Here is an 11,129-nt window from a genome sequence, read left to right as displayed (position 1 = left end):
TGACGCGCACGCTGGTGGTGCCTGCGCCGGTGGGGTTGCCGCTGAAGGTGCGGGTCCCTGCATCGAATGTCAGCCATGCGGGCAGCGCACCGCCACCAACAAGGCTAGCTGTGTACGTTAGGGCGGGGTTGGCATCGACGTCTGCGAAGACGTTGGTATTGAACTGGAAGGTGTCCACAGAGCCGCCGACAGTGAAGGACTGGTCAGCGATGGCGTTGGCTACTGTCGGTGCTTCGTTGACGTTCTGCAGGTTGATGGAGATGGCTTGGGCCTTGCTGTTGCCTGCAGCATCGGTCACGGTGGCAGTGATGTCATAGACGCCATTGGCACCGCTGTCGTCTTTAGCTTCAAAGTTAGTCACGCCATTGAAGGTGAGCACACCAGCAGAGGACAAGGTGAACTTGCTGCTGTCAGTGCCGCTCAAGACGGTGTTCCAAGTCAGCGGGCCGTTGGTGTCGGTTGCCTGAAGGTTGATGCTCTTGGACGCGACATCGGTCAATGTGTTTTCGTTGACGTTGTAGCTGGCTGTGACAACGGGTTCAGTGTTGTCAACGCGGTAAGAACTGGTCTGCGCGATGGCATTGGCCGTGGGGGCGGTGAGCGTCACGTTGTTGGCGTTGACGATGTTGCCGCTGTCGGCCACCAAGCTCTTGAGTGTGATGGCCGTGCCATTGCCTGCGGGTGCAGTGGCGGTGAAGACCAGCGTATCTGTGGCCGTGACGGCTGCACGGATGGCTGTGACATCAACGCCGTTCACGGTGAACACCGCGGTCAGGCCCGCAGTGCTGGTGACAGCCTCGGACATGGTGACGGTGAAGGTGAGCGTGTCATTGCTCTTGCCGGTGGTGGTGGTGCCCACGGCATCGGCCACGGTGAAGCTGCTGACCGATGGCGCAAACTCGTTGCGGATGGCCAGCAACTGCGTCAGGGTGACCGGCGAGCCGTCGTTGTTTTGCGTGGCCAGGTGGCCCAAGAATGCCGTACGGTTGGTGTCGTTGACAAAACTGGTGCCCATCAAGGCGTTGAGCTGTGCGTTGGTGGGCACGGTGTTGCTGCCCGTGTATGCCGCCACGACACTAGAAGCGGTGGCCAGAGTCTGAATTTCGGCCAGCTCGTTGGCGTCTGCTGCGGCTTTGACGTCGAGCACGTCACCCAAAAGCGCGGCTTTGGCAGCGCTGTCGATGACGGTAATGCCCATTGCGGCGTATTCGGCTTGCGTGGGCTGGGCAGCGTTGTTGTCTGTGCCGTCGGCCAATGCACCGATTTTGCTGACGGCAGCGGCCAGGTCGGTCAGGTTGATGTTGCCAGCCGCTTGTGCGTCCACAGCCGCGTTGAACATGGCACGTTCGTCTGCAGTGTCCACAGCCGTGAAGCCCAAGCTTGCGGGTGCAGTGCCGCTGATTTGAGCGGTGGACAGTGCTGAAGTGAGATTGTCGAGCAGACCTGCTGTGTTGAGGGCGTTGATTTGGTCAGCAGTGAGGCCCCCAACTTGTGTGGGGGTCAGTGCGGCCACTTGAGTACCCGTGAGCGCCGTGATGTCGGTGCCAAGAGCAGCAATGTCTGTTGCGTCCATGGCGGTGAGCAAGCTGGGGTTGGCACTGGCCAAGGCTGCGATTTGCGCAGTGGTCAATCCGCCCAGTTGCGTAGCGCTCAGAGCAGCCACTTGCGCTGCGCTCAGGCCTGTAATGTCCGTGCCCAGCGCCGCGATTTGCGTGGCCGACAGGCTGGCGAGGTCGCCCGCTTCGGCCAAGGCGGCGATTTGGGCTGGCGTCAGGCCACCGAGTTGGGTATCGGTCAGGGCCGCCACATGCGCTGCTGTGAGGGCTGTGACGTCGTTACCCAACGCCGCGATTTGCGTGGCCGACAGGCTGGCCAAGTCACCTGCTGCGGCCAAGGCCGCGATTTGTGCGGGGGTCAAGCCGCCCAGTTGGGTGTCGGTCAATGTGGCCAGCTGCGCTGCGCTCAGACCTGTGATGTCGTCGCCCAAAGCCGCAATTTGCGTGGCCGACAGGCTGGTAAGGTCGCCTGCCGTGGCCAAGGCCGCGATTTGTGCGGGGGTCAGGCCGCCCAGTTGGGTGTCGGTCAATGTGGCCAATTGCGCTGCGCTCAGGCCTGTGATGTCGTCGCCAAGAGCCGCAATTTGCGTGGCCGACAGGCTGGCCAAGTCACCTGCCGCGGCCAAGGCCGCGATTTGCGCGGGGGTCAAGCCGCCCAGTTGGGTGTCGGTCAATGTGGCCAATTGCGCTGCGCTCAGGCCTGTGATGTCGTCGCCAAGAGCCGCAATTTGCGTGGCCGACAGGCTGGCCAAGTCACCTGCCGCGGCCAAGGCCGCGATCTGTGCAGGGGTCAGACCGCCCAGTTGGGTGTCGGTCAATGTGGCCAGCTGCGCTGCGCTCAGACCTGTGATGTCGTCGCCCAGAGCCGCAATACCTGCTGCATCCAAGACACCCAATGGCGAGGGGTTGAGGGCAGCCAGGTCAGCAATTTGAGTGGGCGTCAATGAATCCAATTGCTCAGTGTTGAGTTTGGCAATGACCAACGGCGTCAAATTCGCCACAGCCAGACCAGAAATGTCATCGGGCAAGGTGGCAGCAGGAGCCAGTTGGTTGACCAACGCAGTGCGCAGTTCGCCCGGAGCTTGGGCGTCTGCCGCAGTTGCACCTTGGAGCAAGACGACTTGGGCGCTTGCGCCCAATGTGGCGCCGCTGATGCCTGCGGCAAATTGGTCGATGGTGGTTTGGGTTTGGTCGCTGTTTTCGCGGTCTTTGCCCGACATGGCCGCCAAAACGGCGCCGTACAGTTCGCCTTGGCTCAGGCCATCAGCCGAGTTGTAGTCGCTGCCTGCGACTGCGGGCACCACGGTGGTGCCGGTCAGGTTGGTCAGGCCAAAGGCTGTGCCCACTTGGGTGTTGGTTTCGGCCACTTTGGCGGCTGTGGGGTTGGTCCCCATTTTGACGACCGCGACGGTGGTGAGCGGGTTGATGTTGAGCGTGATGCTGGTGGAGCTAGCGGTGAGCTCGCCTGCGGCCATGAGGACGGCATTGAGGTCTTTGCCTGCACCCAGCGCTTCGTCGGTGTAGTCGGCGTTGCCATCGCTGTCGAGGATGATTTTGGCGATGACCACGCCGGTGTAGTTTTTGACCACTGCGGTGAACTTGCCGTCATCACCCACATCCACTGGATCACCGAGCGCTGTGGTGCCGTCGGCTTGGAACAGTTGGACTTTGAGGCCGTGGTTGGCGACCACTGGGCCGGCCATCAACTGGCCTGTGACTGTGCGCGAGATATCAGGTTGTGCTGCGGAGTTGCTGCCCGACAGGACACCCCCCACAACGGCCACAGAGGCGAATGCGAGGAATGCCGCAGCAGTGTCTGTCGTGGTGACGGCTGTTGCACCCGCATCGGTTTTGGTCTCGGATGTGGCTTGCGCCCATTGAGTGCCATGAAGTGGACTGGTGTTGTCCGTCGTTGGTAAAGTGGTGAGTTGCTGCACTTCGGCGAAAGACATTTCGCCGGCCATGGATTGAGGCAACAACGTTTCGGAGTTGGCTTGCAGGTCAGCACTGTCGGTGCGTGCCGAGGTGGAGGCCAGCTCGTCAGTGGGCAAGGTGGCGGCCATTTGCTCTACTGCTTCGGTGGATTCTTGGCTGGCTAAATCGGACTGCATGCGATCTGGGTCAGCTTCGGTTTTTTTCTTGATCGTGCCAATAGGTGTGTGTTTGACTTTGGCTTCTACGCTGATGATTTTTTTGATGAGTTTGATGGACATGGAAGACTCCTGTAGAAAGATTTAGTGCAATGATGCTTGCGGGAACTTTTGTAATGAACAGTGAACTGAAGGTTTCGGGAAAATTTTTCCGCATTAAATGAATTACAAATATTTACTTTTGACCTAAAGCACCGCTTAAAGCTCGCACAATGGGTTTGGTGATGAAGGTGAGCACGCTGCGTTGGCCGGTGAGGATGTCGAGCGAGGCGGTCATGCCGGGTTTGACGTCTGAGGGCTGGATGCGCCCCGTGGTCGGGATGCTGTGAATTTCGACTTTGGCGCGGTAGTAGATTTGGCTGCGGCCGTCGCTGCCTTGTTCGGTGAGGGTGTCGGCGCTGAGGTAGGTGAGCTTGCCGCTCAGGCTGCCGTAGATGCTGTAGTCGAACGCATCAAGCCGCACGGTGACGGGCAGGCCCACTTGCAGTTGCCCGATGTCGGCGGGGTTGACTTTGGCTTCGACGATGTAGCCGCCGCTGGTGGGCGAAATTTGCATGAGTTCGTCACCGCTGCGCAACACGCCGCCCAGGGTGTTGATGCGCAAGGATTTGACGACGCCGTCGAGTGAGGCCTGGATTTCGGTGTGGTCGAGCACGCTTTGGCGCTCTTGCAGTTTGCTGCGTTGACTGGTGATTTCTTCTTCGATTTTGGCCAGCTCGCGGCGGGCATCGGATTTGTATTTTTCTTGCACGGTTTGCAGTTTTTGCCGTGCATCGACCACGCCGCGCTGGGTGCGCATGAGTTCCACGTAGCTGATGTCGTCTTTGTCGTATAGCCGTTTCATGAGGTCGAGCTCGGTTTGGGCCAGGCGGGTTTGTTCCGAGAGGGCTTCGGTTTCTTTGACCAGGGCGACTTGGTTTTGCAGGTACAGCTCGCGTTGCGAGAGCACGAGGTCGGCGTGTGTGCGGCTGAAAACACCAAAATTGGGGGCTTTGCCTGTGGCTTCGGCTTGTGCGCGCAAGCGGCTGATGTGCAGTCCGGCGATGCGGTTGCTGATTTCGTCGACGCCGGCGCGGGCCCGATCACTTTCGAGCACGGCCAAGACTTGGCCCTTTTGGACAATTTCGCCTTCGCTGACGCGCAGTTCTGTGATGACGCCGCCGTCAGCGGCTTGGATGACTTGGGTTTTGTCTTGCGGGATGATTTGGCCTTGGGCGCGGACGATTTGGTCGATGTCGAACCATGCGGCCCAGGCCACAAATGACACTAGGATGAGGAGCAGGTAGAGGCCCATATGGCGTTGGGGTGAGTTTGAATGGCTCATGCTTTGGGGCCTGCGGAGGCCGTGGGGTTGGTGGGTTGGCCTGCCTGTGTGGCCATGCTTTGCAGTTGCTGCAAAATTTGATCGCGTGGGCCATCAAGCACGATTTGCTGGTTGGCCATGACGATGACGCGTTGCACGAGGCTGAGCAGTTGAGGCTTGTGCGTGACAAGCACAAGGGTGCTGGTGGGGTTTTGAGTCAGGCTGTTGTGCAGGGTTTGGATGACTTGCTTTTCGAGTTGGCCGTCCATAGAGGCGGTGGGTTCGTCGAGCAACCAGATGCGGGGTTGGCGCAGCAGTGCACGGGTGATGTGCACCAGTTGCCGCTGCCCGCCTGAGAGCCCTTGGCCGCCTTCGGAGATTTCGCGGGCGAGGCCTTTGGGGTGTGCAGCGATGACGGTTTCAAACAGGCCGGTTTGGCGGGCAGCTTGCAACAGCGCATCGTCGCCGGGGTCGTTCATGCCGAGCACGAGGTTGTCGCGCAGGGTGCCGGCAAAAAGGCGGCCGTCTTGCGGGACGAAGCCCATTTGGTGGGCCAGGCTGGCTTTGGCGATTTGTTCGAGGTCGATGCCGTCGAGCAGTGCCCTGCCCTGCCCGGCTTTGTACATGCCCGAGAGCAGGCGCAGTAGGCTGGTTTTACCGCTGCCGATGCCGCCGAGCACGGCCACGCGTTCGCCTGCGCGGATGCGCAGTTGTTTGATGTTGAGGGCGGCGGTGCCGCCGTAGCTCATTTGGATGTCAGTGAGTTCATATTGGCCGCGCAGGGTGTCGAGCACGATGGGTTCGGTGCCGGGGGGGTGGTCGAGTTGCAAGGCCCAGAGGCGGTCGAGGTCTTGCACCGAGACACGGGTTTGCGCCCATTGCATGATGAGCGCGGGGATGGTGGCGATGGGGGCCAGGATGCGACCACTGAGGATGGAGCAGGCGATGAGTGCACCCATGGTGAAGTCGGCTTGCCCGACGATGAGGGCGCCCGCGGCAACCAGTGCCACGTAGGCTCCTTGCTGGAACATGGCCACCAGAAATTGCTGCATTTCGGTGAGTTGGCGCATGCTTTGTTCGTGTTGGCGTGATTCGTCGGTGAGGTCGAGCCATTTGGAGAGCATGCGCCAGCCGCCCTGCCCTGATTTGATGGTTTCTGCGCCTTCGATGCTTTCGACAAGCAGGCCAATTTTTTGGTGTTGTGCGGGGGTGGCGAGTTTGGCGAGTTGGTCCATGCGGTTATGGAACATGAAGCCGATGAGCAGGCCGAGCGCCAAGAAGATGCCGGGTATGAGTGCCAACCAGCCCCCGATGAGGGCCAGCACGCCGAGGGTGAGCAAAGCCAAGGGGATGTCGACCATGGCTTGGGTGCTGACGCTGACCAAAAAGGCACGGATGCTTTCGTAGCTGCGCAGGCGCGATGAGGTGGCGCCGACGCTGGGGGGCATTTGGTCGAGCCGGACCGAGAGGAAGCGTCCATAGACGGAGCGGGCCAGGTTTTGGTCGACGGCGTCGGTGAGGTGGTGGATTTGTTGGGCGCGCAGCCATTTGCCTGCGGTCTCAAACAAAACCGAAAGGAGCACACCGAGTGTGAGGACCCACAGGGTGGCTGTGGCTTGGGTAGGGACCACGCGGTCGTAGACCTGCATGGAATAAAACGAGGTGGCCAGCGCGAGCAAGCTGATGGCAATGGTGCCGGCTGCGATGTCAAGCAAGAGACGTTTTTGGGAACGGATTTCGGCCCAGACGAGTTGCAGGCTGGGGCTTTGGCTGGCGACGAAGGGGGCCGTCATGCGCATGCGGACAAAGGCATGCCCCGGGGCAAAACTGGGTTCGGCTTGTTCGGCAAATTGGCGGGGCTCGGGTAGCCACCAGCTGGTGGCCCAGAGGCCTTCAGGGTTGCGGGCGGTGACGATGCCGAGTTGCCCTTCTGGGCCAACGACCAAGCAGGGCAATCGGCCTGCATCGGGTTGCGCGCCCCATTGGGGTTTGGGCCAATGGTTTTGTTGCGCCAAGGTGCCGAGCAACTGGGGAAGTTGGTCATGCGATTCGGGCAGGTGACGCAGTGTGGCTTGCAATGCCAGAGCATCGACGGGTTCGCGGCGCAGCTGGGCCAACCGCATGAGGGTGGTGTGCAACGAGGCCAGATCGGGCAGAGGGATTTTGATTTTTTTCATGAGTGAGGTGCGGGCTCGGTCAGGGGTTGGCGTTGCCGTTCAGGTAGGTGTCAACACCCATTGAGAGCAGGTTCAAGCGTTGTTGTGCTAGCCAATGCAGGCTTTTGGCGTCGGCCAGTTGGGCCAGGGTTTGCGCTTTTTCGCGGGCGGTGTTCATGAGTTCTTGCCAGCTTTTGCGGCCAGCGGCAAATTGCCGTTCAGAGGCTTGCAGGTATTCCTGAGCGCTGGCGTAGGCTTGTTCGAGGTATTGCAGTCTCTGTGTTTGTGATTCGAGGCTTTGCACGTCGGCCTGCACCTGTTCAGCAATGTCGCGGCGTCGTGTTTCGGTTTCGTGTGCTTGGGCATCGAGCTTGGCTTGGGCTGCGGCAATGGTGGACAAGTTGGACAAGCCCGCACCGAAGCTGGATGTCATGCCGACGTAAATTTGCCGGTTGTGTTTGCTCACGTCGCCATCTAGGATTTCGCCACGGAGATAGAGCTCGGGGTAGGTTTTGGCTTTGCTGATCTCTACGTCGGCTTGGACGGTGCGCGTGACAGCGGCCGCTTTTTGCAAGCTGGGATGCTGGTCTTGAATCTGCGTTATCCAATCACTGACTGGGCGCAGGAGCGTGCCATTGGTGCTTATTTGATTGGGCAAAGAGGCTGTCCAGCGGATGGCGCTGACGGGCAGTGGCCCACCGTACATTTGTTCAAGCCGGCTGATGGCTTGGCGTTTTTGGGCATTTGCTTGTTCGAGTTCAGCCTGGACGGCGGCCAAACGCGTGAGTGAGAGTTGCGTGTCGCTGCGCGGAGCTTGACCTTCTTTGGCACGGTTTTGCACTTGCTGGACGTATTTGCGGTGCTGCTCTTCGCTGTCTGCATAGGCTTGTACTTTGAGTTCAGCCGCTTGCGTTTCGGCCCACAGCTGCAGCCAGCGCTGTGCGAGTGTGAGGCGTTGCTCAGCCAGGGTGAGGCTGGCGATGGTTTCTTGTGCTTGGGCTTTGTCCAGTTGCGCAGTTAGCCGACCACCTGTCCACAGGGGTTGCTGCAAGCGTGCAAAGGTGGTGCGTCTGTCGGTGAAACCGTCTGCTGATTTGTTGCTTTTTTCGGCGCCAATAGAGGGTGTAGGCATGAACTGCCATTTGGCCCCTTCAACGTCTTGACGGGCAGATTCGATCTGGTTTTGTGCGGCTAGCACGCTAGGGTGCTGTTGAACAACGATGCCCAGGTAGTGTCGGTAGTTGCGTGGATTTGCCGCCATAGGATCGGCCTGTTGAGCGTGCGTCACAGCCGTGCACATCAAAGTGAGCACAAACAGTGGTTTTTGGAGATTGATAGGTAGATGCAATTACTTCTCCAGAACAATGAATTTTTTGTCTAACAAACTTTGATAAAACCGTGCGTGGTTTTCGATCAGTTCGACCAATTTGGGGGTTGGCACCAAAAAGCGAACGCGCTTGTCGGCATGGCTGTAGACGCTGGTGATGAAGCCCATGTGCTCCATTTCGCGGAGCTTGAGTCGAATGGCCCTTTCGGTGTAACCCGGGTGGTTGAGCACCTGTTTGAGCGAGCGAGCGGGGCCTTGTTCGGACTTGTTTAGCAGTTCTGTGGCAATGCTGAAATAAACATGCCTTCCGATGACTGAGTTGAGGATGGGCACGTTGAACCATTCCCATTGATTCAGCTCAATCAGACTTGTCAATATATTTTGCGAACTACTGTTCAATCCCTTAGTCATAATTAGACGTATTTAATTGGTTTTTACACATCAAAATTTCAAAAAATTGCAAAATAAGGGAATTAATTTCCTGTATTAATTTAGTAAAATTGAATTAATAAATTGAAGGAAAATATTAAAAATTTGAAAAATCATTGTTTTTTGCCGGTCAATTCTACGAAATACGTAGAATTTACATAAAAAACCGACAGTCCTGGTCAATCATTTGCAGGGAAGGTCGTTAAAGCACCGTCTGTGCGTAGCAAGGTGATGGCTGTTTAATGCATTCGCATCAGACAGGGTGCAGTGGGAAATATTGGGCGTAAAACAGTCGCACTAGCTATGCTGTGCGATTACATCAATCAGATCCTGCAGTGGCCTTGAGCTACGAAATTCGTAGAGACAGGTTTACGTAAATCTTCGATATTCGAAGAGTGCACGCATCTGTAACTCACTCTTTAAATAACCACCACGTATTCGGACGACGGTTGAAAGCTGCGAGGCGACGGCAGGGCCTTGCACAGGACAAATTAGGTGTTTTAATCGGTCTTGATGAGCACACAGCCAGCGCTCGCATCAGCCGTTACGAGAACGGCATCCATGAGCCACCAGTTAAAACGGCTCAATTAATCGCTGTAATTTTGAATGTGCCCCTCGCTTATTTGTATTGTGAAGACGATCGATTGGCAGATCTGATTTTGAAAGCAAGCAAGCTGAAGGATGAGCAATGGGCTGCACTTGGCGACACACTGCGGTTGATGCATGTTTCATCTTGACCCAGTCAGTTGAACATGCTCGGTGTACCAGCGCTGGAATGACAAGACCATGAGCGTGGCCTGCGCCGCATCACTTGCCAATTGTTCGCAGCTCACGGGGATCTGAGCGCTGGCGGGATCAGATACAGCGTGGGCGGCGGCTGCATCAACACCGGTGGCAGGCTGGACATGGGCGGGCACGGTGCCGAGATTGCTGGGGCTGGTTGAGTCGCGCAGGCGGTCAGCGTCAGTGCGCAGGTCAACAGGCACAGACTGCGAATTGGGCGAATCAGGCGTAACAACCACTGGAACGGCAGAAGCCTTTGGAGGTTGCCACAGGCGCTGAAGTTGGGTTTTGTGGGTGTCATGGTCTGTGGATATGCGTTGGTTGATCTGTTCTTGCTGGGTTTGGACCTGGGCCACCTGCAGGGATTGCTGCAAGGCGGCGGTTCTTTGCTGCAATCGCTCTGCATCCCAGGCCTGCTGCACACCCTGCCGCCCTAGCTGATAGCCAGCCCCAAACAGGCCCGCAGCCAGCAGGCTTGAGACGATCCATCGCAGGGGCAAGGCGCCAAGCCAAGGTAATAGCCACGCACTCATGTGGCCTCCGGTGATAGGTTCAGCGGTGGGTCCAGCGCTTCAAGCTGGTATTTGTCGATCATGGCGATCAACTTGTCCGCATAGCGCGGATCGGTGGCATAGCCCGCCTTGGCCACGGCTTGGGCGAAGGTTTTGCCTGTGGTGCAAGCGAAACAAGCGGCGTAGCGTTTGTTACGGCGCAGAAACTGCCCATGGTCCACCAAACAGGCCGGCCAATCGGGGTAAGCGCGCCAATCTGCCGGTATCACCACCCACTTCTGGTTCAGAAACTCTCGGGTGTTGAGCGTGATGCGCTGGCCCGTCCAGCTGCGATCGGCCTTGATGCCAAAGAGGTTCTTGGCCCGCTTGGCCAGGCCCGACTCGCCCCAGCCGGACTCCAGAGCGGCTTGAGCCACCACGAAGCTGGCGGGGATGCCAGTCTGCAAGCGGCTGGCTTGTGCGGCAGGACCAATGAGCGCGATGAAGTCTTGCGGTTTCACAGCATCTCCTTCACGTCCTTGGCCACCTGGTCGATGGAGGCATCGCGGCGCTGGCCGATGAAGTTAAACACCCAGCGCACCATGGCCCAGCCGGGCAAACCGCAGGCGAACATGAGCCCGCCCAGGGCGCACAGGCCTACCGTAGAAAACGCCCAGTGGTGCAAATGGAAATGCTCCACCGTGATGGCACCGCCCCCAATGCTGGAGACCACAGTGCTGATGAGCCCCACGGCCCATTCGCGTTTGTCGCGCGGCGGCGTCATGAGCATGACCACCACAGCGGCCAAAGTGGCCCCACTGGCCACCGCCGCAGCGGTGCCCCCAAAGGCCTTGTAGGCGACGGCCGCCCCTGCCACGCCTGAGCTTGTCGGTTCGGGCATACGTTTCTCCAAAGTAAAAAACCCGCGCTTACC

Annotated in this window: 9 protein-coding genes; 1 reads left to right on the top strand and 8 read right to left on the bottom strand. The window is 58.5% G+C overall.

Annotated features, from left to right (window positions below; genetic code table 11):
- From QLQ16_RS13020 to QLQ16_RS13000, 5 genes are all read right to left on the bottom strand, one after another.
- A partial coding sequence (locus tag QLQ16_RS13020) for a beta strand repeat-containing protein (protein ID WP_283225085.1) occupies window positions 1–3,769 on the bottom strand: 3,769 nt, incomplete at its 3' end.
- 112 nt (window positions 3,770–3,881) lie between these two features.
- Window positions 3,882–5,030, bottom strand: a complete 1,149-nt coding sequence (locus QLQ16_RS13015) for a beta-barrel domain-containing protein (protein WP_283225084.1) — start codon at window positions 5,028–5,030, stop codon at window positions 3,882–3,884.
- A complete protein-coding gene (locus tag QLQ16_RS13010; RefSeq protein WP_283225083.1) occupies window positions 5,027–7,186 on the bottom strand; it encodes an ATP-binding cassette domain-containing protein in 2,160 nt (719 codons plus the stop codon). The genes QLQ16_RS13015 and QLQ16_RS13010 overlap by 4 nt, the downstream gene beginning before the upstream one ends.
- A gap of 19 nt (window positions 7,187–7,205) precedes the next feature.
- The gene (locus QLQ16_RS13005; protein WP_283225092.1) at window positions 7,206–8,426 is read right to left on the bottom strand and encodes a TolC family protein; all 1,221 of its coding nucleotides are present in this window, start codon (window positions 8,424–8,426) and stop codon (window positions 7,206–7,208) included.
- 87 nt (window positions 8,427–8,513) lie between these two features.
- Window positions 8,514–8,825, bottom strand: a complete 312-nt coding sequence (locus QLQ16_RS13000) for a hypothetical protein (RefSeq protein WP_283225082.1) — start codon at window positions 8,823–8,825, stop codon at window positions 8,514–8,516.
- A 491-nt stretch (window positions 8,826–9,316) separates the two neighbouring features.
- Between QLQ16_RS13000 and QLQ16_RS12995 the strand changes: the two genes are divergently transcribed.
- Window positions 9,317–9,658 carry a helix-turn-helix domain-containing protein gene (locus QLQ16_RS12995; RefSeq protein WP_283225081.1) on the top strand — a complete coding sequence of 114 codons (342 nt, stop codon included), beginning with the start codon at window positions 9,317–9,319 and terminating at the stop codon, window positions 9,656–9,658.
- On the opposite strand, the gene QLQ16_RS12990 is transcribed toward QLQ16_RS12995, so the two are convergent.
- From QLQ16_RS12990 to QLQ16_RS12980, 3 genes are read right to left on the bottom strand one after another with little or no spacing between them, the layout of a single operon-like run.
- Window positions 9,650–10,237 carry a hypothetical protein gene (locus tag QLQ16_RS12990; protein WP_283225080.1) on the bottom strand — a complete coding sequence of 196 codons (588 nt, stop codon included), beginning with the start codon at window positions 10,235–10,237 and terminating at the stop codon, window positions 9,650–9,652. The genes QLQ16_RS12995 and QLQ16_RS12990 overlap by 9 nt on opposite strands.
- Window positions 10,234–10,716, bottom strand: a complete 483-nt coding sequence (locus QLQ16_RS12985) for a glycoside hydrolase family 73 protein (protein ID WP_283225079.1) — start codon at window positions 10,714–10,716, stop codon at window positions 10,234–10,236. The genes QLQ16_RS12990 and QLQ16_RS12985 overlap by 4 nt, the downstream gene beginning before the upstream one ends.
- Window positions 10,713–11,096, bottom strand: a complete 384-nt coding sequence (locus tag QLQ16_RS12980) for a hypothetical protein (protein WP_283225078.1) — start codon at window positions 11,094–11,096, stop codon at window positions 10,713–10,715. The genes QLQ16_RS12985 and QLQ16_RS12980 overlap by 4 nt, the downstream gene beginning before the upstream one ends.
- Window positions 11,097–11,129 lie beyond the last annotated feature (33 nt).

This window comes from Limnohabitans lacus (genome assembly GCF_030053395.1).
GTDB classification, from domain to species: Bacteria; Pseudomonadota; Gammaproteobacteria; order Burkholderiales; family Burkholderiaceae_C; genus Limnohabitans_A; species Limnohabitans_A lacus.
The sequence above is the reverse complement of the archived record's forward strand: the minus strand, read 5'-3'. Positions and strand labels throughout refer to the sequence as shown.

What these genes read in the sequence shown, in the direction of transcription:
- QLQ16_RS13010 (WP_283225083.1), bottom strand. Translation starts at nt 7,186, where the DNA reads ATGAAAAAAATCAAAATCCCTCTGCCCGATCTGGCCTCGTTGCACACC.
- QLQ16_RS13015 (WP_283225084.1), bottom strand. Translation starts at nt 5,030, where the DNA reads ATGAGCCATTCAAACTCACCCCAACGCCATATGGGCCTCTACCTGCTC.
- QLQ16_RS12990 (WP_283225080.1), bottom strand. Translation starts at nt 10,237, where the DNA reads ATGAGTGCGTGGCTATTACCTTGGCTTGGCGCCTTGCCCCTGCGATGG.
- QLQ16_RS13005 (WP_283225092.1), bottom strand. Translation starts at nt 8,426, where the DNA reads ATGGCGGCAAATCCACGCAACTACCGACACTACCTGGGCATCGTTGTT.
- QLQ16_RS12980 (WP_283225078.1), bottom strand. Translation starts at nt 11,096, where the DNA reads ATGCCCGAACCGACAAGCTCAGGCGTGGCAGGGGCGGCCGTCGCCTAC.